At 60.2% G+C, this 22,160-nt stretch carries 15 protein-coding genes; 10 read left to right on the forward strand and 5 right to left on the reverse strand.

Annotated features, from left to right (window positions below):
- Nucleotides 1-5: 5 nt before the first annotated feature.
- Nucleotides 6-2,270 (forward strand): DNA topoisomerase IV subunit A, encoded by a 2,265-nt coding sequence (gene parC / locus KI231_RS02650; RefSeq protein WP_213027358.1) that lies wholly within the window; start codon nucleotides 6-8, stop codon nucleotides 2,268-2,270.
- Between the two features lie 177 nt (nucleotides 2,271-2,447).
- The gene (locus KI231_RS02655) at nucleotides 2,448-3,158 is read left to right on the forward strand and encodes a PqiC family protein (protein WP_103304646.1); all 711 of its coding nucleotides are present in this window, start codon (nucleotides 2,448-2,450) and stop codon (nucleotides 3,156-3,158) included.
- Between the two features lie 250 nt (nucleotides 3,159-3,408).
- Here KI231_RS02655 and KI231_RS02660 read toward each other — a convergent pair whose 3' ends face one another.
- Complete coding sequence (locus tag KI231_RS02660; protein ID WP_213027359.1) at nucleotides 3,409-4,914, reverse strand: AhpA/YtjB family protein; 1,506 nt, start codon at nucleotides 4,912-4,914, stop codon at nucleotides 3,409-3,411.
- A 134-nt stretch (nucleotides 4,915-5,048) separates the two neighbouring features.
- Here KI231_RS02660 and serB point away from each other — a divergent pair, with 134 nt between their 5' ends.
- Nucleotides 5,049-6,263: a phosphoserine phosphatase SerB gene (serB, locus tag KI231_RS02665; protein WP_103304648.1), complete on the forward strand. Its 1,215-nt coding sequence runs from the start codon at nucleotides 5,049-5,051 to the stop codon at nucleotides 6,261-6,263.
- Between the two features lie 139 nt (nucleotides 6,264-6,402).
- On the opposite strand, the gene KI231_RS02670 is transcribed toward serB, so the two are convergent.
- The 4 genes from KI231_RS02670 to KI231_RS02685 all read right to left on the reverse strand — a co-directional run bounded on the left by KI231_RS02670 (nucleotide 6,403) and on the right by KI231_RS02685 (nucleotide 11,497).
- Nucleotides 6,403-8,157, reverse strand: coding sequence for a cyclic-di-GMP receptor FimW-related protein (locus tag KI231_RS02670; RefSeq protein ID WP_213027360.1), 1,755 nt, complete (start codon nucleotides 8,155-8,157; stop codon nucleotides 6,403-6,405).
- Nucleotides 8,158-8,221: 64 nt separating this feature from the next.
- Entirely contained in the window at nucleotides 8,222-9,082 is an 861-nt protein-coding gene (gene asd, locus KI231_RS02675) for an archaetidylserine decarboxylase (protein ID WP_105705899.1), read from the reverse strand.
- 18 nt (nucleotides 9,083-9,100) lie between these two features.
- Nucleotides 9,101-9,916, reverse strand: coding sequence for a thiosulfate sulfurtransferase (gene rhdA / locus KI231_RS02680; protein ID WP_213027361.1), 816 nt, complete (start codon nucleotides 9,914-9,916; stop codon nucleotides 9,101-9,103).
- Between the two features lie 42 nt (nucleotides 9,917-9,958).
- Nucleotides 9,959-11,497, reverse strand: coding sequence for an HDOD domain-containing protein (locus tag KI231_RS02685; protein ID WP_213027362.1), 1,539 nt, complete (start codon nucleotides 11,495-11,497; stop codon nucleotides 9,959-9,961).
- 166 nt (nucleotides 11,498-11,663) lie between these two features.
- On the opposite strand from KI231_RS02685, the gene motA reads away from it, so the two are divergent.
- The 7 genes from motA (at nucleotide 11,664) to KI231_RS02725 (ending at nucleotide 22,046) form a co-directional block, all read left to right on the forward strand.
- A complete protein-coding gene (motA, locus tag KI231_RS02690; RefSeq protein ID WP_007952169.1) occupies nucleotides 11,664-12,515 on the forward strand; it encodes a flagellar motor stator protein MotA in 852 nt (283 codons plus the stop codon).
- A gap of 3 nt (nucleotides 12,516-12,518) precedes the next feature.
- Nucleotides 12,519-13,559 carry a flagellar motor protein MotB gene (motB, locus tag KI231_RS02695; protein WP_103304652.1) on the forward strand — a complete coding sequence of 347 codons (1,041 nt, stop codon included), beginning with the start codon at nucleotides 12,519-12,521 and terminating at the stop codon, nucleotides 13,557-13,559.
- A gap of 90 nt (nucleotides 13,560-13,649) precedes the next feature.
- A complete protein-coding gene (locus tag KI231_RS02700; RefSeq protein ID WP_213027363.1) occupies nucleotides 13,650-14,783 on the forward strand; it encodes a sterol desaturase family protein in 1,134 nt (377 codons plus the stop codon).
- Between the two features lie 213 nt (nucleotides 14,784-14,996).
- Entirely contained in the window at nucleotides 14,997-17,018 is a 2,022-nt protein-coding gene (gene tssI, locus KI231_RS02705) for a type VI secretion system tip protein TssI/VgrG (protein ID WP_213027364.1), read from the forward strand.
- Entirely contained in the window at nucleotides 17,015-17,845 is an 831-nt protein-coding gene (locus KI231_RS02710) for a DUF4123 domain-containing protein (protein ID WP_213027365.1), read from the forward strand. Before tssI ends, KI231_RS02710 begins: the two co-directional genes overlap by 4 nt.
- Nucleotides 17,845-21,117, forward strand: a complete 3,273-nt coding sequence (locus tag KI231_RS02715) for a toxin VasX (RefSeq protein ID WP_249412092.1) — start codon at nucleotides 17,845-17,847, stop codon at nucleotides 21,115-21,117. The genes KI231_RS02710 and KI231_RS02715 overlap by 1 nt, the downstream gene beginning before the upstream one ends.
- Nucleotides 21,114-22,046, forward strand: a complete 933-nt coding sequence (locus KI231_RS02725; protein WP_213027366.1) for a hypothetical protein — start codon at nucleotides 21,114-21,116, stop codon at nucleotides 22,044-22,046. The genes KI231_RS02715 and KI231_RS02725 overlap by 4 nt, the downstream gene beginning before the upstream one ends.
- Nucleotides 22,047-22,160 lie beyond the last annotated feature (114 nt).

Here is a 22,160-nt window from a genome sequence, read left to right on the forward strand (position 1 = left end):
CCTGCATGAGCAACCCCCTTGATCTCAGCCTGGACGGTGTAGAACGCCGATCGTTGGCCGACTTCACCGAAAGTGCCTACCTCAACTACTCCATGTACGTGATCATGGACCGTGCTCTGCCGCATATCGGCGACGGCCTGAAACCGGTACAGCGGCGTATCGTCTACGCCATGAGCGAACTGGGGCTGGACGCCGATTCCAAGCACAAGAAATCGGCGCGTACCGTCGGTGACGTGCTCGGCAAGTTCCACCCTCACGGCGATTCGGCGTGCTACGAAGCGATGGTGCTGATGGCCCAGCCGTTCAGCTATCGCTACACGCTGGTCGATGGCCAGGGTAACTGGGGTGCGCCGGACGATCCCAAGTCCTTCGCCGCCATGCGTTACACCGAAGCGCGCCTGTCGCGTTATTCCGAAGTGCTGCTCAGCGAACTGGGCCAGGGCACGGCCGACTGGGGCCCGAACTTCGACGGCACCCTGCAGGAGCCGCTGGTGTTGCCGGCACGTTTGCCGAACATCCTGCTCAACGGCACCACCGGTATCGCCGTGGGCATGGCCACCGACGTGCCGCCGCACAACCTGCGTGAAGTCGCCACCGCTTGCGTGCGCTTGCTCGATGAGCCGAAAGCCACGGTCGAACAGCTCTGCGAACACATTCAGGGCCCGGACTATCCGACCGAAGCGGAAATCATCACCCCGCGCGCCGACCTGTTGAAAATGTACGAAACCGGCAAGGGCTCGGTGCGTATGCGCGCCGTTTACCACGTCGAGGACGGCGACATCATCGTCACCGCGCTGCCGCATCAGGTCTCCGGTGCCAAGGTGCTGGAGCAGATCGCCGCACTGATGCAGGCCAAACCTTCGAAAGCCCCGCAGATCGCCGACCTGCGCGACGAATCCGACCACGAAAACCCGTGCCGCATCGTGATCATTCCGGTCAACAGCCGCGTCGACCACGAAGCGCTGATGCAGCACCTGTTCGCCAGCACCGAGCTGGAGTCGACCTACCGGGTCAACGTCAACATCATCGGTCTGGACGGCAAGCCGCAGCTGAAAAACCTGCGGGCGTTGCTGGTCGAATGGCTGGAATTCCGCGTACTGACCGTGCGTCGCCGCCTGCAATTCCGCCTCGACAAGGTCGAGCGTCGCCTGCACCTGTTGGACGGTTTGTTGATCGCCTACCTCAACCTGGATGAAGTGATTCACATCATCCGTACCGAGGAGCACCCGAAAGCCAAGCTGATCGAGCGTTTCGCCCTCAGCGAGATTCAGGCCGACTACATTCTCGACACCCGTCTGCGTCAATTGGCGCGACTGGAAGAGATGAAGCTGCGCGACGAGCAAGACGAACTGCTCAAGGAACAAGCCAAGTTGCAAGCGCTGCTGGGAAGCGAAGCGAAGCTGAAGAAGCTGGTGCGCACCGAACTGCTGAAAGACGCCGAAACCTATGGCGACGACCGTCGCTCGCCAATCGTCGAGCGCGCCGAAGCCAAGGCGCTGACCGAACACGATCTGCTGCCGAACGAAAAAGTCACCGTCGTATTGTCCGAGAAAGGCTGGATTCGCTCAGCCAAGGGCCACGATATCGACGCCACCGGCCTGTCGTACAAGGCCGGCGACGGCTTCAAGACCTCGGCAGCGGGGCGCTCCAACCAGTTTGCGGTGTTCATCGACTCCACCGGTCGCAGCTATTCGGTCGCCGCGCACACCTTGCCGTCGGCGCGGGGCCAGGGCGAGCCGCTGACCGGCCGTCTGACGCCGCCACCGGGAGCGACCTTCGAATGCGTGCTGATGCCGGAAGACGATGCGCTGTACGTGATCGCCTCCGACGCCGGTTACGGTTTCGTGGTCAAAGGCGAAGATCTGCAAGCCAAGAACAAGGCCGGTAAAGCCCTGTTGAGTCTGCCGAACAACGCCAAAGTGATCGCACCGCGTCCGGTGGCTGATCGTGAGCACAACTGGCTGGCCTCGGTCACGACCGAGGGTCGCCTGCTGATCTTCAAAATCAGCGATCTGCCACAATTAGGGAAGGGCAAGGGCAACAAGATCATCGGTATTTCCGGTGAGCGTGTGGCCAGTCGCGAAGAATATGTCACGGACATCGCCGTGCTTCCGGAAGGCGCAACACTGGTGCTGCAGGCCGGAAAACGGACCCTGTCGCTGAAGGCCGACGACCTCGAACACTATAAAGGTGAGCGTGGACGTCGCGGGAATAAACTCCCTCGTGGCTTCCAGCGGGTCGATGCGCTGCTCGTCGAAAACCTCAATTAGGCGTCCTAGAGCGCCGTATCTACGATTTAACGCGTAGATCGGCGCTTTGGCGCTGGAGTCGGAACGCATATTCACGGATGATATGGCCTTTCCAAGCGCCGGCGTGGCCGAGCGTTCTTCATATTTTTTGAGTATTTTCACTGTGGTCAGCCTTGTGGCGGCCACCTGGACGGGATGATGACTGCTCTGCGCCCCCTTATTTTTCTGCTCGCCGGCGTTTTGGGCCTGGCGGGTTGCAGCGTTCACCAGCCGGTGTCGCTGTATCAACTGGACAGCGGAAGTCCGGTTCAGCCTGCGCAAAGCGCAGGCATGGCTGTTTTGTTGGGCCCGGTGGTCGTAGCCGATTACCTGCAACGTGAGACATTGCTGCAACGTCAGCCGGACGGCAGTCTGCAAGCGGCGACCGATGGTCGTTGGGCGGGCAGCCTTTCGTCGGATATCGATCAGTTGTTGATGCGTCAGGTGGCCGGTCATCTGGATAGCCAGCGTGTGGTACTGGCGCCAGCCACAACCGGGTTTACTCCGGATGTGCAGGTCTTGCTGACCATCACACGTCTGGACTCCGGTCAGAAACAACCGGCGATTCTCGATGCGCAATGGCGCCTGATCGACCGTCGCGGCAAGGTGCGCGATAACCGCATCGTCCATCTGCAGGAGCTGCACGCCGGAAGCACGGCTTCGCAGGTTCAGGCGCAAGGGATCCTGTTGCAGCGTCTGGCTGAGCAACTGTCAGTGGCGCTCAAGCCACTGGCCAATCAGCCACCTGTGGCCGAGGCTCCGCGTAAAGCGGCACCGAAACCGGCAGCGCCGGCGGCAGAAGCCGAGAAGCAGCCGAAGATTCCGATGGCATCACCGATTCGTACGGATATGGAAGTGTTCCGCTTCTGACGCTGGATCGAGTCAGAACAGAGCCCGCCTTGTGCGGGCTTTGTTGTGTCTGGTGGCTGGAGATCTTTGTGTTCAGTGCTGGCCTCATCGCGGGCAAGCCCGCTCCCACGGGTTATCCGGCGTTGCACGGGTCTTGTGAACACCGCTACTCCTGTGGGAGCGGGCTTGCCCGCGAAGGGGCCAGTGAAGGCAACAAAAAAGCCCGCAGACAATCACTCGTCTGCGGGCTTCGATGTTTCAGGCTTGAGGCTTAAGCCCGGCGCTCATGCATCCGCGCCAGTTGCCGCTCAAGCATCGACGGATAAGGCTCCATCAACCGCTCCACGCAGCAAGCGCCCTCAGGGCTGGCAATCGGGCGGATCCGTGCACGCTGGCGAATAAGTGCGTCATCACTGATCTTGCGCTCGACCAGCAGCAGATTGCGGCTGTGTTGCGACAGGGCCAGTGCATCCTGGGCCGAATCGGTGAGCAGCAGATCAATCTGACTAAGACCGAACAGCTCATCACCCAGGGTCAGGCCCAGCTGCAATTGCAGGGTAATACCGCTGTCCGCCACTTCAATCTGCAACTGATGGCCCAGCGCCCGCAACAACTCGCCGCAGCAGATGGCGTTGGTCAGGTAATCGTCACCGCAATCTTCGGTGTGGAACAGCATCAGCGTGCTGCCGTCGTTCAGGGTTTCGATTTCACCCTGATACAGCGAAGCGGCTTGATCGAGGCAGTCGCGATAGCGTTCCTGCAATTCGTCCAGTCGCGCTTTAGGCAAACGGCGCAGCTGCTCTTGCGAACCCAGTTGCACCGCCAGCACGGCCGTGTGTTGCGGCACGCTTGGCGTCGCTTTGCGAATCACCGGGTGCGCGGTTTGAGCAAGCGATTCGTCACGCAGATCGGCGAACGCGTCATCGTCCTCATCGTCTTCGACGGTGCTGACTACATGGCGAGGCGCGGGTTTTTGCGCAGCCAGCGGGCGAGTCTCGTCGAAGCTCGGATCACGCAGGTTGCGCACTTCGAACTCAGGCTCGTCGTCCTCGTCTACGAACTCGGGTTCCGGTTCAGGCGCAGGTTCCGGCGCGTAGTTGGCGTGCAACTGACGAGCCAGATCGCCGATTTCATCCTGACGGTCGATGCCCGGCGTGTGCTCGTCGATTCGGCGCAGCCAGACGCGCAACTGCAGCAACGGCGTCGACAGGTAACGGCCCATACGCAGGCTCAAGGCTAGCGACAGCGCCAACAGAATCGCACTCAAAATGCCCATGCTTTGCAGGCTGATGGTCATCGGCTGCTGGAACTGATCCATGTCGAGGCTGATGCGCAGTTGCCCGGCCGTCACGTCCTGGAAAGTGATCTTGCTCTCGTACATGCCTTCGGCTTCGCCCAAAAGGCTGTGCTTGGGGCGCTGACCGGATTCGGCGAGGATGCGGTTGTCCACGCTATAGATCGCCGCGTGGGCCACCAGTTTGTTCTTGGTCAGGTTATTGAGCAGCACGTTGAGGCTGAGGATGTCGTTGGACACCAACAGCTCCGTGGCGGAAGTGGCGGTCTGCGTGGTCAGGCTTTCGCCCAGCGCATCGGCCTGCTCGTGCATGGCCTGCTTGAATTGCAAACCCATCACGCCGGCATAGATCACCAGGGCCAGAGCGACCAGGATCACGTTATGGCTGGCAATGCGCAATGCAATCGGTACACGGCGATGGCGCAGTGCACGGAAGATCAGCAGGAAGAAGTTATCGGTTTTAACTGGCGTGGGCCGGTTCACTGAGCTCGGCTCTTTTGTCCGTGAAGTTGACGCGCAGTATAGCGACAGGCCCTAGACCGGCAAAGCGCTCGCGGTGCCCGATGGTCACTGAAAGTGGGTAGAATGCGGTTTTTTTCCAGTTGCGGGGGTGCGCGTTGCGCGAAATCGTCCTGATTAACATCACGGGAGTCGACCGTCCGGGTCTGACGGCGGCCATTACCGGTGTTCTGGCACAGGGTGGCGTGAACATTCTCGACATCGGTCAGGCGGTGATCCACGACATGCTGTCGTTCGGCATCCTGGTGGAAATTCCCGATTCCGAGCAGGGTAAATCCGTGCTCAAGGACATCCTGTTCAAGGGCTACGAGCTCGATCAGCAGGTGCGTTTCACCCCGGTGTCCGAAGAGGATTACCAGCAATGGGTGGGCAATCAGGGCAAAAAGCGCCACATCGTTACCCTGCTGACCCGCAAAGTGACCGCCGGCCAACTGCAGGCTGTCAGCTCGATCACCGCCAAATATGGCTTGAACATCGATCACATCGACCGTCTGTCGGGTCGCATGCCATTGGACACCCCGGCCGACAAGGGCAAGGGCTGCATCGAGTTCTCCGTGCGTGGTGAAGCGGCGGATCCGCAGGCGCTGCGCGCTGAATTCCTCAGCGTCGCTCAAGAGCTGAACGTCGATATCGCCTTCCAGGAAGATTCGCTGTTCCGTCGCAATCGTCGTCTGGCGGTGTTCGACATGGACTCGACGCTGATCGAAGCTGAAGTCATCGATGAATTGGCCAAGGCTGCCGGCGTCGGCGAGCAGGTTTCGGCGATCACTGAGCGGGCGATGGCTGGCGAACTGGATTTCCGCGCCAGTTTCAAGGAGCGTCTGGCGCTGCTCAAGGGCCTGGACGTCAGCGTGCTGGACTCGATCGGCGCCTCGCTGCGGCTGACCGAAGGTGCAGAAACCCTGTTCGCCGAACTCAAGCGTCTAGGCTACAAGACTGCAATCCTGTCCGGTGGCTTCACCTATTTCGCCAAACAGTTGCAAGCCAAACTCGGCATCGACTATGTGTTCGCCAACGAACTGGAAGTGGTCGACGGCAAATGCACCGGCGTGGCGATCGAGCCGATTGTCGACGCGCAGCGCAAGGCTGACCTGCTGAAGGAGCTGGCGCACAAGGAAGGTTTGCGTCTGGAGCAGACCATCGCGGTCGGCGACGGCGCGAATGACCTGCCGATGCTGGCGATTGCCGGATTGGGTGTGGCGTTCCGTGCCAAGCCGCTGGTCAAGCAGTCGGCGAAGCAGGCGATCTCGACGTTGGGTCTTGATGGCGTGTTGTATCTGCTGGGTTTCCGCGATCGCGACGGGCAGCTCTAAGCCTGGTGCGGGCCTCTGTGGCGAGGGAGCTTGCTCCCGCAGGACTGCGCAGCAGGCCCCTTCTTTTGCTGGATACCGAGGGAGTCGCTTCGCAACTCAGCGGGAGCAAGCTCCCTCGCCACAGGTTTCTGGATTGCCCCTAAAGCGACTTCCACAACGAATCAAAATCCTCCTCGCTCCCGCCATTCTGCGCGGCCTCCAGCGAGCGATAAGCAAACTGATTGAAACTGTGCGTACTCGCCACCCGTCGATCCAGCCCGGCGCGGTGCTCCTCGCCGTGGGTGTTGATCAGCACTTTATTGCCTTCCTGAAACGGCAGTCGTGGTGCCAGCAAGGTTGCCGGTAAATCGATTGCGCTGATTTCCGGCAGCAGTAATCCGCGTAAATAGTGACTGTGGTCGTCTCGCGAACGCACCAGTTGCAAGCCGCATGGCTGTGCATGGGGCGCCACCAGTTCGATGCCCATCTGCGTTCCGCCACCGCGCACTTGCCGGATCCAGCGAATCACCGCGATGCTCCAGCCCAGACTCGCACTGTCCTGAATCCCGAGCATTTCCCCGGCCTGCAACTCGGCGGGCACGTCTTTCGGCCAGCCAAGGCAATAACCTCCGGGGCTGTGATTGATCACTGGCAACGCATAGGTCGGATAGTGCGGCGTGTTGTCGGTGCTGTTTTCGTCCTCGACCAGATGGTCGTACTGAATTTCCTCATAAGGCAGGAACTCATCAGCCTGGCTTTGCGGAGCGGCATCGAAGGCCTGACTCCAGCTGTCTTTTTCTCCCTTGGCCACCACGCTGCTGAAGTTCGCCGCACGGGCCCCGGGATGCTTGAGCAATTCGCTGAACGTGCGTTCGCCGCCGAGGTAGAAGTGCAGGGCGCTCATGCCCACGCACACGGTCAAAGTGCCCTGACCCATGGTGCGTTGAAAGCTGCGCTCGGCGGTCTGGCCCCAGGTTGTGTGCAAGTGTTGCAGGGTATCGAAGCTGAGGCCTGTCGGGATCGGTAGTGGCGTCGAGGTGTCCTGACGCAGCAGATGCGCTTCGATGGCATTCACCAACGGCTGCGGATCGAAACCGAGCAGCCCGGGCTTTTGCTCACTACGAAACATCGAGCGGTAGCGCGGGCCGACGTCGATGTCGGCGCTGATCGCAAACAAGCCATCGTCCGGACTGCCGGGGCGCAGCTTGAGCAAGGCGCTCCACGGCTCCAACACTTCCGCGAGCCGGGCGATCTGGTTTTGGCGCAGTTGGTTGCAACGGGCGCTGCCCAATAACAGGGTGGCGATGTAAGTCTGTTCGAGGCTCAGCTCCGTGGTCAGGCTGGCGAGGTCGTCATGCACGCGGCGCTGATGCAACTGCAATTCACAGGCGAGGCGATACAGCTGATGCAGCTCGAACCACAGGTGTTCCGGCGGCGAACTGTACAACTGCGTGGCGCGCACCAGTTGACCCTTGAGTGCATGCGCCGCCCGTTGCAGGGCCAGGCTGATCAGCGCCGCGCGATCCTTGCTGTACTTGGGCGCGATGCGCAAAAGGATCTGTTTGTAGCCGATGGCCAGCTGACTTTGCAGCGTCTGACACAGGTTGCTGATCTTGCGCGAGCGCTCATCAAGCATGATTGCCTGATGCAGGAAGTGCCGCTCCAGGTGCTGGCAGACGAAATACACCTCGGGGCGCAGCAGCTCCAGCAGTTGCAGGCGATTGTCACTGGGGGTCAGCAACTGATTGAGCTCGCCCAGTCCTTGATACAACTGGCGGGCGGTTTCGCCGATGTTGGCTTTTGGCAGGCCGGCGATCCAGCGCTTGAGGTCGCGCGGTGTGGCGTCGCAAAACGACAGGCGCGATTGCGTCGGAGTGGGTGCGCTTAGCAGCGGTGGGGAATTGGTCTGGCTCATGCCAAAAACCATAGCAGCAAATGCTGCAACCTGTGGGAGCCGAAGCGGCTCCCACAGCAAGGCATCAGGCTTTTGGCAGTGCCAGGCCTTGGCCCATTTGTACTGGCGAACCAGCAGCCAACTCCTCGGCCCACTTCACTTGATCCGGGCCGAACAGCACGATCGCGGTCGAGCCCAGCTTGAAGCGGCCCAGTTCAGCACCTTTTTCCAGATGGATCGGCGCACGGGCGGCTTCGTCGTAGCGGAAGGTTTTCAGTTCACGCTTGGGCGGCGTGACCAGACCGGCCCACACGGTTTCGATCGAAGCAACGATCATCGCGCCCACCAGCACAACAGCCATCGGCCCGCGCTCGGTGTCGAAGATGCACGCTACGCGCTCATTGCGGGCGAACAGTTCCGGCACGTTTTCGGCGGTGGTCTGGTTGACCGAGAAGATCCGGCCCGGGATGTAGACCATTTCGCGCAGGGTGCCGGCCAGCGGCATGTGCACGCGGTGGTAGTCCTTCGGCGACAGGTAAATAGTCGCGAAGTCGCCACCCATGAACGGCGCCGCATTGGCCGCGTCACCGCCGAGCAGTTCCAGCACGCTGAAGCTGTGGCCCTTGGCCTGGAACACGCGACCGTGTTCGATCGGGCCGAGTTGGCTGACCGCACCGTCGGCCGGGCTGAGAATCGCGCCCGGCGTCTGGTCCAGTGGGCGCGCGCCGTCTTTCAGGGCACGGGTGAAGAAGGCGTTGAAGTGCTCGTAAGCGGTCAGGTCTTCAACCAGCGCTTGCGACATGTCGACTTGGTAGCGTTTGGCGAACCATTGGGTGAAGGCATTCTTGAACCAGCGCACGCGGCACTCGGCGATGCAACCGGCCAGGCGCGACAGCAGGTGATGAGGCAGCAGGTACTGACTGAGGATAAACAGACGCTCTTTCATTAGTTGTCCTTAAAAACCTTAAATCTCGACAGGCGTGTCAGGGTGGTTGCCCCATTCGCCCCAGGAACCGGCGTAGCCCTTGACCCGCGGATAACCGAGGGACTTGGCCACCAGATAAGTGAAGCCCGACCGGTGATGGGTCTGGCAGTGGGTAATGATTTCTTTGTCCTTGGTGATCCCGAGGTCTTCGAGGATCTGCGGCATGTCCGTGCGAATGCGCAGGTGACGTGCCTTGTCCATGCCCGCCGTCCATTCGAAGTTGACCGCGCCGGGAATGTGCCCGCCCTTGGCTGCGAGCACTTTCTCACCGGAGTATTCCAGCGGCCCGCGTGCATCCCAGATCGCCAGATCGGCGGCGCCGAGACGGCTTTGCAGGTATTCGCGGGTGGCGGTCGGCTCTTCGTGCAGCGTCAACGGCACCGGGCCGCCGACAGCCGGCGGGACCTGGATCGACATCGGCGAACCTTCCGCCAGCCACGCCGGCAGACCGCCATCGACATAGTGGTACTTGTCGTGACCGATCACGTCGAGCAGCCAGATGAAGCGCCCGGCCCAGCCGCCGCCTTCGTCGTCATAGACCACGTAGACCGCGTCTTTGCGATGGCCCAGTTCACCGAACAACGCTTCCAGATCGGCTTTCGCCGGCAGCAGCCCCGGCGCCGGCGGCTGGCCGAGCTGGGTGCGTTTCGGGTCGACAAACCGTGCACCGGGCAGGTGACCTTCGGCATAGCGGGCGGGGCTGGTCAGGTCCACCAGAATCAGTTCGCTGGACTCGAGCCGAGGGAGCAGGTCGCTCGGTTCGATAACGAGCGGCAAGCCAGAGAAGTCAGACATGTGAGGTCTCCAGAGCACAAAGGGGAGGATTGTAGCGCAGCCTCATCGGCCACGGCTGCTAAAGCTGTGCAAGGCCTTTTCGATGCACTGCGCGGTTTTGCCGAAGGCTTGCACGCTGATGTCGGCGAACGGCCCGCCGCCCTGATCGGCAACGACGATCATGATCACCCGGCCATTATTGAGCAATGAGCGCAGGAACAGGTGCTCGCCACGGAACAGCGTGCGCAGGCCTGCCGGCAATAACGCGGAGAATTGTGCGTTGTTCTCGGGATTGATCCGCACCTGCGCCTGTTGGGTCAGCAGTCGTTGCAGGACTTTGCTTTGGCTGACGACAAAATTCAGCGCCCCGGCTTCCTTCGGCAGACCGAACGTCTGATGCACGCGCAGATTCGATTGCGTGCGATCGGCCATCAGAATCATCACCCGGCGCATGCCGCTGGCAACCAAGGCATCGCGGGCGGCGACGGTCAGGCTCATGGCATTGGTAAAGCGGCTCGGCTCGGCGAGCAGTTCGGCGCACTGTTTACGCCACTGGGTCAGATCTTCGGCATTCGGCGCTGGCGCGGGCAACATGCCGGCAGGCAAACGATGAGTGCCCCACGGCCACAACAGCGAAACCGCCGGGTGCCACAAATCGGGCATTGCATGCTGACGCGCACTGTTGGCGGCTTGCTGGTGCAGCTGTTGCTGCACCTCGTCCATCGAAATCTGCAGATAAAGGCTGGTCAGGTACTGCCAGCGCTCGCTGTGCGGACTGTCCCAGGCCTGCTGTGCCGACAGCGCCAGACCATTGGCCAGCAGCACGGTGTTGGCCGGCTGATTGAGCCAGCGACGCAAGGTCGGGTCATCGTCGAGGCGGTTTTGCTGGCGCAGCGGATGTTCGCTGTCGCGGGCGATGCGCAGCACTTTGACCAGTTCGCGCTGTTCGCTGAGCAGCAATTTGTAGCCCTGCTGCACCCAGATCGGCAAATGCCAGACTTGCACCAGCGCTTCAGCGATTTTCAGCAGACGCACACCGAACAATTGCTTCTCGACAGTCCGCGCCGATTCGCCCTTGTGGATAACCCGCAGCTCCCACTCCTCAAGCAGTTGTGGGTAAGTCAGCGCCAGCGGCCACAACGGCGAGAGAAACAGCAAACTGCCCCAATGAATGTCCTGCCACAGCCGCGCGAGGCGACTGGCGAAAAAACCGTTCGCTTGCTGCGAAGCGTGCTGGCTGATCATTTGCAGTTGGCGCAGGGCCTTGGGGATCTGCATCTGCGGTTCGGCCGGTAGGCGCGCGAGCAATTCCTCAGTGCGGGCGAGGCCGAGACGGTTGATCGCGACTTCAAGATTTTCCGCCGGCGTGCCCATGTTGCCGTGGGTGTGACGATTCGCCTCACGGATGATGCTCAAGGCCAGCGCCGGGCTGTCCTGCATCAGGTCGGCGATGTCGCGTATCGAGCTGCGATTATCACGGATCGCCCGGCAGACTTTGTCGTGAGCCTCTTGCGGCACGGGCAGGCGGACGCTGTCGAGCAGCTTGACCCAGCCGTCGACGGTGGTCGGTTTTGCGTGTGGGACGTTCGTTTCATTAGCCATGTCTGGACGAGATCTTCACTGACTGTAGACGCGCCCGGCATGGGCTAAATTGGCTTTTCGCCTGAACTGGCTATAGTCTGGCGCAGTTTTGCCGATAAGTAGAAGAAGAGATTTTTTAACTTCCGAATATGACCTTGAACCCGACTTAAATAAGTACTTTCTACCTATGGCTAAAATTATCGGCATCATCGTCGTATTCGCGAGCGTGCTCGGCGGATACGTGCTCTCCCACGGCAAGATTGCCGCCCTGATCCAGCCCTTCGAGGTGATGATCATCGGTGGTGCGGCACTGGGTGCATTCCTCCAGGCCAACCCCGGTTACATGACGATGCACGTGCTCAAGAAATCCCTGAGCATGTTCAGTTCGCGCTTCAGCCACACTTTCTATCTGGAAGTGCTCGGCCTGATCTACGAGATCCTCAACAAGAGCCGCCGCGAAGGCATGATGGCCATCGAAGGCGACATCGAAGATGCCGCTGCGAGCCCGATCTTCGCCAAGTACCCGGCGGTACTGAAAGACGAACGCATGACCGCGTTCATCTGCGATTACCTGCGCATCATGTCCTCCGGCAACATGGCTCCGCACGAGCTGGAAGGCCTGTTCGACATGGAGCTGTATAGCCTGAAGGAAGACCTCGAGCACCCATCCCACGCGGTGAACGGCATTGCCGACGCCATGCCGGGTTTCGGTATCGTCGCGGCGGTACTGGGTATCGTGGTGACCATGGCCTCGCTGGGTGAAGGCGATCAGAAGTCCATTGGTCTGCACGTGGGTGCGGCACTCGTGGGTACCTTCTTCGGTATTCTCGCGGCCTACGGTTTCTTCGGTCCGTTGGCGCACTCGTTGGCTCACGATGCCAAGGAAGAACTGAACGTCTACGAGGCCATCAAGGCTTCGCTGGTGGCTTCGGCTTCCGGCATGCCGCCGTCGCTGGCGGTCGAGTTCGGTCGCAAGGTTCTGTACCCGGCGCACCGTCCAAGCTTCGCCGAGCTGGAACAAGCGGTTCGCGGTCGCTAAGTCATGGAAAATAATCAGCCGATTATCATCAAGCGCGTCAAGCGCATAGCCGGCGGGCATCACGGCGGGGCGTGGAAAATCGCCTTCGCCGACTTCGCCACGGCGATGATGGCGTTCTTCCTGGTGTTGTGGCTGCTGTCCACCGCGACGCCTGAGCAGAAGATCGCCATCGCCGGCTATTTCAAAGACCCGGTCGGCTTCTCCGAAAGCGGCACGCCGTACATCATCGATTTGGGCGGAACGCCGACACTGGCGCCGGAAAACACCCTCAACCCCGAGGTTAAATCCCAGCCGCAACCGGACAAGGTCACGGTCGACACCGAACAGGTTGAAGGCATGGCCGAGCAGGTTGAGAAAGAACGTCTGGAACTGCTCCTGCAAGAACTGCAGAACAAGGTCGACGAGAATCCGCAGCTGCAGAAATTCAAGGACCAGATCCTTTTCGAGATCACGCCGAACGGCTTGCGCATCCAGATCATGGACGCCGAGAACCGGCCGATGTTCGACTCGGGTTCGGCACGCCTGAAACCGTACTTCGAAGACATCCTGCTGGCCATGGCCGACACCATCAAAGCGGTGCCGAACAAGATCAGCATCAGCGGCCACACCGACGCCAAGCCGTACACCGGCACTGGCGATTTCGGTAACTGGGAGCTGTCGGCCAACCGCGCCAACGCCGCCCGCCGTGCGCTGGTTGCGGGTAGCTATCCGGATGCGCAAGTGGCGCGGGTGGTCGGTTACGCCTCGTCGGCATTGTTCGACAAGGAAAACCCGTTCAACCCGGTCAACCGACGCATCGACATCGTGGTGCTGACCAAAAAGGCCCAAGCCGCGATCGAAGGTTCGCAAGGTGCCGATCCGGCGAAACCGGCCGATGAGAGTCAGAACGGCGCCGCTCCGGCAACGCCGGTCGACCCCAACGCGCTACCGGCGGATCAGCAGCCGGTACCGGCACACGAGTTGCGCGAACGGCTCAACCTGTTCGACGACGCCGCGCCGAAACCGGCCGAACCGGGCAGTGCGGCCCCCGCGCCGAAGCAGTAATCCATAAAAAGCCACGGTGACCGTGGCTTTTTTGTGCCTGCCTGCGTCGCATTGACCAGTCGCAGTTTTCGCAATCACGGAAGATCAGTTATGGAAAGACTCAAAGCCTATTTTCAGCGGCACGGCAACGCTCCCTTCAAATTCGGCGAGGGTCGGGTCAGTGGCTACATCTCGGCCACGCTCGGGCTGCTGAGCCTGCTGGCGGTATTCTGCTTCCTGTTTCCCGAATGGCTGACCACGGCCGAACTGCGCAAGGTCTACGACGAGCAATTCGCCCGTACCACGCTGTTGCTCGGGCTGGTGCTGTCGTTCAGCCTCGGCACCCTGAACATCCTGCTCAACAAGCGTAAACGCCTGGGCATCACCGGACTGGTCGCGTCAGGCCTGGCGGTGTTTCTCGGCGGCACCAATGTGCAGGTCAGCGAGATCGGGCAGACCCCTTACTCGCTCGGTCTGGACTGGTTTGTGCTGGCGCTGCTGATCTCGGCGCTCGTGTTTATTCCGCTGGAAAAGCTTTACTCCAAAGACCCCGAGCAGAACATCCTGCGCCCGCACTGGCGTACCGACCTGACCTACTTTTTCGTCAGTCACATGCTGGTGCAGTTCATCCTGATTTTCATCACCGCCTCGTCGAGCTACATCGCCGGTTGGGCGGTGTCGCCGGGCTTGCAGGCCAGCGTGCAAAGTCTGCCGCTGGTGGTGCAGTTCCTGCTCGCGATACTGGTGGCGGATCTTGGCCAGTACTGGCTGCATCGGCTCTACCATGTGGTGCCGTTTCTGTGGCGCCTCCACGCCGTGCATCACTCCAGCACGCACATGGACTGGCTTGCTGGCTCGCGTGTGCACTTCATCGAAATCCTTCTGACCCGCACCGGCGTGCTGGTGCCGCTGATGCTGCTGGGCTTCGCGCCGCAGGCGTTGAATGCCTACGTGATTCTGGTTGGCGTTCAAGCCGTACTGGCCCACGCCAACGTGCGGATCAACGGCGGCTGGCTGAATTACCTGATCGTCCTGCCGCGTTACCACCATTGGCACCACGCCCGGCACAAGGACTACATCTACAAGAACTACGCGATCCATACACCGCTGGTGGACATGCTGTTCGGCACTTTCAAGCTGCCGCCGAAGGAATGGCCAGTGCGTTATGGCGTGTTTGGCAAGGAATTGCCGGGCGGGATTGTGCGTCAGCATTTGTATGCGTTTCAGAAGCCTGAGCCGAAGTAGGGCGGGGTGGATGTGGAAGAGCCGCGTTGATCGCGGCTTTTTTACGTCTGTTGAACGGTAGGTTGTTGTAAAGGAAATGTCCTTCCGATTTTGAAGAATCCCCCTACAGCTATCTTTTTTTCGCCTTGTTAGCGTGCTTGCCAGTTTTCGCGAGCACAGACCAAGGACGGTTTCGACATCGCGCTCTTTTCCTCTTTGCTTAAGGATAAGCGTATGTTCCGGCCGGCCAATGCGGCGCATTTCACGTTGCAAATTCCTGCGATCCGTCACGAATTCGAGGTGCTGGCCTTCAGTGGCACCGAAGCGATCAGCACCCTCTACGGCATCCACATTGAACTGGTCAGCGAGCACCCGGATTTCGATCTGGAGAGCTTGCTCAGCCAACCGGCGTTTCTGCAATTTGGTCTCAATGGCGAAGGTATTCACGGGCGCATTGAAGACGTGCTGATTGGTGAGGCCGGCAAACGCCTGACCTGCTATCACCTGACGCTGGTGCCGGCACTGCACTATTTGCAGTTCAGCCACGATCAGCGGATTTTTCAACGCATGACCGTGCCGCAGATCATCGCCCAAGTGCTCAACGGTCATGGCATTCAGGCCGATGCGTTTACCTTCCACGTCAGCACCAGCGCCGCTCGCGAATACTGCACGCAGTACGCGGAATCTGACCTGGAATTTATCCAGAGGTTATGCGCCGAGGACGGCATTGCCTGGCATCACCAGCACTCGGCGGATGGGCATCTGCTGGTGTTCACCGATGATCAGGTGTTCCTGCCCAAACTTGGCGCCACACCGTATCAGCAAGATTCCGGCATGGTCGCCGAGCACGCGGTGGTCAACCGTTTCAGCGTGCGAACCAGCACCCGTACCAGCACCGTTACCCGCCGCGACTACGACCACAAACGCCCGAGCCTGCTGCTCGAAAGCCACTTCACCGCCGAGTTCACCCCGGCGCTGGAGGACTACCGTTATCCGCTGTTGATCGAGAACGAAAAGTCCGGCAAGCAATTCGCCCGACAGGCGCTCGAACGGCATCGCGCCGACTATGAGTTGGGTGAAGGTCAAAGCGATCAGGCGAACCTGCGCTGCGGCCACTTATTCGAACTGACCGAACACCCGCGCAACAGCTGCAATGACCTGTGGTTGTTGCTCAGCGTGTCGCACGACGGCCGACAGCCACAAGTGCTCGAAGAGTCAGTCAACAGCGACACCAAAGCCGCTGACGGCTTCACCCAGGGCTATCGCAATACCTTCAGTGTGATCCCCGCCGAGGTGGTGTTTCGACCACCGTTGCCAGCACCGCGTCGTCCTCTGGTTTCCCAGACTGCACGTGTGACCGGCCCCGCTAACGAAGAGATCTACTGTGACGAATATGGCCGCGTGAAGTGCCAGTTTTTCTGGGACCGCGCCGAACTCAACAGCGAGCGCAGCAGTTGCTGGATCCGGGTTTCATCGAGCTGGGCCGGGGAAAATTTTGGTTCGGTGACCATTCCGCGCATCGGTATGGAAGTCGTGGTGACCTATCTCGAAGGCGCCCCGGACAAACCGCTGATCACCGGCTGTGTGCCCAACAAGGTTACGTCGCCACCCTACGCCTTGCCCGAGCAAAAGACCCGAACCGTGCTGCGCAGCCACAGTTCACCGCATACCGGCGGCTACAACGAACTGATGATCGAAGACCGCGCCGGTCAGGAAAAAATCTACCTGCGCGCCGAACGCGATGTCGAACAACTGATCCTCAACGACAGCCGCAGCCAGATCTGTCGTGACCGTTTCGAGCAAGTCGACAACCACAGCACCAGCCTGATCAAGGCTGACGAACGCCACACCACCGACGGGACGCGCAACACTGTCATCGGCAGTGATGACGTGCTCAACATCAGCGGCAACAGCAGCACCACGGCTGAAGGCACGCTGGTAATCCAGGCCGGCCCGCATGCCCGCGTTACCGCCAGCCAAGTGGTGATCGATGCCGGTACGAGCCTGACGCTGACGGCGGGCGGCCATCACATCGTGATCAATTCCGGCGGGATCTTCAGCAGTGTCGCCATCGTTGAGGGTGGCGCGCCAGTGGCAGGTGTCGCGGCGCAGACGGCGTTGGCGGCAATGCCCGAAGATCCGCAGGCACTGATCGCGCTGGCGGTCACCGCGCAAGTGGCTGCGCTGACTCAGGCGGCAGAACAAGCTTCCTCAGTCTGTGCCGTGTGCGAAAAACTGTCACAGGTGAGCGCATGAGCCGGGCTTTTCTGTTGCTGGATCGAGTCCAGATCGAAAACCTTCCCGATCGCCTGTTCGAGCTGACGGGCGGCAGGCCTGTTCACTCGCTTTATCAACGTACCGCCTACAGCGCTTTGGACAAGGCCGGCCCCGTGCTGATCGGTGTGATCCCCGATAGCCCGTTGGCAACGGTTTTTTGGCAGGAGTGGAGCACAACGGCGGGTATCTGGCTGGAGTCTGAGGCCGACGAAGATCAAGTGCTGGCGCATTTGCGCGGCCTGATCCACGCGCGGGTTGACGGGGTTGCGACGGTTTTCTTTCGTTTCTACGACCCGCGTATTACCGCGTTGTGGCTGAAGGATTTGCCCTCGCCTGAGCTTGATCGACTGATGGGGCCAGTACGGCTGATTCGTCTGCCGGATTCACAGATCAATCAGCAAACCGAGTACCCCGCGATCCCGTATGCGCACAAGCCCTGGCTGGTGCTGACGGCGGAACAACTCGATCACCTGAACGCGGCCAAGCGCCAGTCTTTTGCCAGACAGTTGATCGAACACGGTGAACGCTATTTCCCCCAATACCTCAACACAATGGATTCGACTGCTTTGCAGCAATGGGCCATGGAGTGTCAGGCCAGTGCTGCACGGCGGGGCTTCAGTGCCGTCGATGAAGTCCTGCGCTGGGCGCGTTTCTTCACAGTGCTGGGCACTGACTTTCCCGATGGTGCCGAGCACGGCGCCTACCGGCGTTTGCTGGACGAGCCCCGAGTGTTGCCGCACCAGCGTCTGGACAACCTCAACAGCGCATTGACGCACCAATTGCTGACCGACAAGGACTTCGCCTGATGAGCGCCGAAAAACTGGCCATGGTCGACGAGGCCGCTCAGGCCGAACGCGAGGCCAAAGCCCAGCCGCATGTGGACATCAACAGCACGGTGCATCCGTGCCCCGCCAGCCAGCCCGAACTGTTTGTGGTGCCGGTGCGCTATGCGCTGGCGCACGAAAAGGCTGAGCACGTTTGTTGCGTTCCCGGTATTACGCCCCAGAGTCGCCCGATGGCGGCGCGGCGTTTGCGGGCGGGGTTTGTTTACCTCTGGCAGCATCAGGGGCCGCTGAAACGGTTTGCCGTTTCGCCGCAGGGACTGCTGCAAGAGCAGGCGCTGGACGCGGCGGCCGCTCCGGTGCCCGACGCAACCCTCACAGGGCTGGCGCTGCAAAAAATCCACGACGCCTGGATGCTTTACAGCGAATTCCCGTTGAACGCCGAGCACTGCCGAATCCTCAGCGAGAGCGGCGCCAAGCGCAGTCAGCACATGCGCCACATTGCCTTGCACACGGTGGCCGACGAACTGCAGGCCCCGCACTGTCCACCGCTGGAGAAGGCCGACGAGGTCATCGCCGAACTTCTCCCGGACACCTATGCCCGGTCGATGAAAGTTGACCAGCAAAAAAATGCCGAAGACACCGAAGCCCTCGGTGCGACGCTGTTAGAGCAGCCGACTCCTGCCAACATCAACGCCTACACAGACGCCAGGCATCGCATCCGTGAGCGCGACAAGGTCCTCGCTCAGCATCCCGACGCCAGTGACGAGCCACCGGGCGAGTGGAGCGCCGAGCCGTGGGACGGGCAGGGCACGCGGGACTGGCTGGACAATACCAAGACACAAAGCAAGGGAATGTTCGCCGTCCTCGCCTGCCTTGATGACGATCTGGGCGTGTTGCGCGACATCAACCACGAACAGGAATGGCTGGAAGCCGGTCACGAAAAATGGTTGGGCGAAAACAATCTGCGCCTGAGCATCGGCGGCTTTGTGCGCAGTTTGATCACCGAGGATGGCGCCGAACTGGCCGGCAGTCTTAGCTACCGCTACAAGGATCGCGACATCAGCCTTACGCCCGAACAGGGCCAGATCATGCTCGATACCCAGGATCGGCTGAACGAGGAACTCAGGGTTGAAACCCGGGATCGTCAATTCGGCGGTCGGCCGACCGAGGCCGAAGCTGCCGTCCGTGATGCACGTATCGCAGCCATTGTCGGTCCGGTGCGGGCGTTTATTCCGGCCGATCTGTACTACGAAGCGGAGGAAGTGGTGCGGCAATACCGCGCGGAAAAACACGCCAACCTCAACAATCACGCATTCAGCGCCAAGGTCGGCAAGTACATCGACCTCGATGCCATGGACACATGGTTCACCGACACCGCCGCCGGCCACTTCCAACAACTCGAACAACGCCACACTGCGTTGTTCGCTGATCGTGGCGTGTACCTGAAGCGCTCGGCCAGCGGCACCTGGTTTGTCGATTACGACGACCTCGACACTCGCCAATGGCTGACCGAACTCGCCAGCGGTTGCCTGACCGCGCAATGCCTCCGCGCCCAAGGCGCCGAGCAATACGCCGACTACGTGCGCGCCGCCGACGGTGGCGCACTCCGACAACTGTTCAGCGCCTGGACGCCGTCGATTGAGGCGGCAGTCAACAACGCCTCGCGCCTTGGCGAGTTGATGGCCGCCCTGTCCGCCGACAACATCAGCGCCACCCATCAGGCCTTGGCGCCGCTGAGCGTGGTGGTGCTGGATGACATCGCGACCATGGCCCGCGAGGCCGACAGCCAATGGAATGTGTTGGTCAATCGGCTGGGTGCAGCGTTGTTGTTGCTCAAGGGGGACAAGGGTTTCAGTGCGTCGTGGATGAGCATTTTTCTTGCCGCGAGGTTGGGGGGGGAGAGCCGCTTGCAGTTCGCGATCGAAGCCGGGCGGCCGGTGTGGAAATTGCTGGGGCAACGGGCCGAGGCGTTGAGTGAATGGGTGAACAAGACGGGGAAAGCCATTGGTGTTGGGCGGGTGGAGCGGATTGTCAATTCGCCGGTGGTGGTCAACAGCGGGGGAGTGGTGCCGTTGGCGGCGTTGTTGGTCAACGTGGTGAATGTGCAGAACTATTTGAGTGAGGCCGGGGTGCTGGAGGGGATGGATGCCCGGCGGGTGAATGACACGGTGTCGGCGAGTTTGTATGGGGCGGCGGCGTTGGTGGCGGTGGTGGATAGTCAGGTTCGGATGGGGTTGGGGAAGGATCGGTTTTTTATTCGTTCATCTGCGGCACCGGCGCTTACGTTGTTTGGTGGGGTGATTGGTGCGCTTTCTACTGGTGCTGCAATAAACGAATTCCAATCCTTGCAATCACGATTGGAAAGCGCCCAAAACCAAGTCGATCCATGGCTGGAGATGCGTCAGATCGCGGTCGGAGGGCAGGTAGCAGCCTTCGGTGCTCAAGCGATATTGGGGCTTGGCTACACCGCCCGCGCTTTGGCAGGTTCAATAACTGCGGAAGTCGCCATCTTGCGCTACACGCTCTACATGGGACCGTTGAACTGGATCATTCTGGGCCTTGGCGTGCTGTACTTGACTGCCTGGATTTTCGAGAAAACACCGCTGCAAAATTTCCTGAACAATTGCTGCTGGTCTAAAACGCGGGCTATCGATCTGGACCCCATCGCGCCGAAAGCCCAACACGACGAACTCGACCGTTTGTATCTCATCCTCTATACGCCTCGGGTCACCATGCAAAGCAGTTCTAGTCAGGCGCCTGATAATGGTCGTTCCGGTCTGGCGTTCGTCAGCGCGATTGATTATCTGACCATCGACTTGCCAGGCGCCGAGCCAGACAGTGTTTACCTGGAACTGAGCATGGTCGGTGATCCGGTGGATACCCTCGAAAACCGGTACCTGATCAAAAACAGTCCGACCGACTACTTCAGGCCTCCCCGTCCGTGGCGAGATATGACGCCTTTCTGGTTGTCCGACAGCAGTTGCCAGTGGATACCGATAGAGGAGGGGCAGGGTCTGCGCATAAGCGGCCCTTTCAAAGAGGTGAAAGACATACTGCGCACACCACCAAGCACGTTGTCGCTAAGGTTGCGTTATCGCACGCCATTGACCGGGATACTCGGCGCTCGGAGCTTTATCGGTGGAGAGCGTGGTCTAGCTTTTACTTTGAACAACAACTCGGGCGTCATAGCGCTGAGAGATGATCCAACTCCCGAACTTGATCGTGTTCCGAGTTACCCGCTCGGTGAAGATCATCCCGGCGCCATTTACCTGCAACCCAAGGACAAGCGATGAGTACGCCATCGGCGGGCACCACGAAAAAACGGATATTTTCGCGCAATGACTATCTCGCGCCATTACCTATCCCCACCGGCAGAAAACCTTCTGATGTGCTCAACATCATCTGGCGCAAGAACGAGGTTTTTCTTGATATTGGTAACTACAGCATCGGTTCGACGGTCATGGTGATGTGGCCGTCGCTGATGGTATTTGTATTTATGGGCTTCATCACTCCAGACCCCGGGCTGATCTGGATTGCGGCGTTATTGATCATAGGCATTCCTTCAATATTTGTGATTCAGGGCCTCTTCCGCGAAGTCCCCTTACCCATTCGCTTCAACCGCCAACGCCGCGAGGTCTGCGTCCCTCGTGACAACGGCGAGTACTGGATTGTCCCTTGGGAAACCGTGACAGCCGCCGGCACTCAACAGTCATCAGTCAGTCAAGCCGGCAAAGCCACAATGGGTTTACTGGTCATCGGTTTCGAAAACCCCGACCCGCACGCCAAGGAAGACAACAAACACTTTTCACTAGGCTTCAACTGTGGCGGTGGCACTACGGCAATGGCGTTGTGGGAATGCATGCGCAGTTATATGGAGATCGGGCCAGAGGCTGTTGAGGATCAAACCGCGCGTTTCGACAGGTCAAAAGGAATCTGGGCGACTTATCTGGACGATCTGATCAAAGCCGCGAAGTTGAGAGGCTGGTTCGTAACCGTTCTCTGGGAAGGATTCTGCGGAATATTCATATTCAACACTTTGCTGATCGATGTGCTAGAGCGTTGGAAGTTGAACCCGCCTCCCGACTTGCCCTATCCCGACATCATCGAATGGTCAAAACCACTCCCGCCGGAACAATGGGCCAAACGCTCTCCAGAGTTGGAAGCAGCCATCGCCAAACGCGAGGCTGAACTGGCCAAGCAGGCTCAAAGCGAGTTGGCTTGAGGTCGGATACTCAGGTCTATCGGCATCTGATCAAGAACAGTCCGACCAATAGCTACAAGGCGCCGAGGCCTCGGCGCGATATGACGCCCTATTGGTTGTCGGGCGCCCTCTGTC

This window comes from Pseudomonas sp. Seg1 (assembly GCF_018326005.1).
Taxonomy (GTDB): domain Bacteria; phylum Pseudomonadota; class Gammaproteobacteria; order Pseudomonadales; family Pseudomonadaceae; genus Aquipseudomonas.

Coding starts and splice junctions, on each gene's coding strand:
- KI231_RS02655 (WP_103304646.1), top strand. CDS start 2,448: ATGACTGCTCTGCGCCCCCTTATTTTTCTGCTCGCCGGCGTTTTGGGC.
- KI231_RS02700 (WP_213027363.1), top strand. CDS start 13,650: ATGGAAAGACTCAAAGCCTATTTTCAGCGGCACGGCAACGCTCCCTTC.
- KI231_RS02710 (WP_213027365.1), top strand. CDS start 17,015: ATGAGCCGGGCTTTTCTGTTGCTGGATCGAGTCCAGATCGAAAACCTT.
- motA (WP_007952169.1), top strand. CDS start 11,664: ATGGCTAAAATTATCGGCATCATCGTCGTATTCGCGAGCGTGCTCGGC.
- KI231_RS02670 (WP_213027360.1), bottom strand. CDS start 8,157: ATGAGCCAGACCAATTCCCCACCGCTGCTAAGCGCACCCACTCCGACG.
- tssI (WP_213027364.1), top strand. CDS start 14,997: ATGTTCCGGCCGGCCAATGCGGCGCATTTCACGTTGCAAATTCCTGCG.
- KI231_RS02725 (WP_213027366.1), top strand. CDS start 21,114: ATGAGTACGCCATCGGCGGGCACCACGAAAAAACGGATATTTTCGCGC.
- parC (WP_213027358.1), top strand. CDS start 6: ATGAGCAACCCCCTTGATCTCAGCCTGGACGGTGTAGAACGCCGATCG.
- KI231_RS02685 (WP_213027362.1), bottom strand. CDS start 11,497: ATGGCTAATGAAACGAACGTCCCACACGCAAAACCGACCACCGTCGAC.
- rhdA (WP_213027361.1), bottom strand. CDS start 9,916: ATGTCTGACTTCTCTGGCTTGCCGCTCGTTATCGAACCGAGCGACCTG.
- asd (WP_105705899.1), bottom strand. CDS start 9,082: ATGAAAGAGCGTCTGTTTATCCTCAGTCAGTACCTGCTGCCTCATCAC.
- KI231_RS02715 (WP_249412092.1), top strand. CDS start 17,845: ATGAGCGCCGAAAAACTGGCCATGGTCGACGAGGCCGCTCAGGCCGAA.
- motB (WP_103304652.1), top strand. CDS start 12,519: ATGGAAAATAATCAGCCGATTATCATCAAGCGCGTCAAGCGCATAGCC.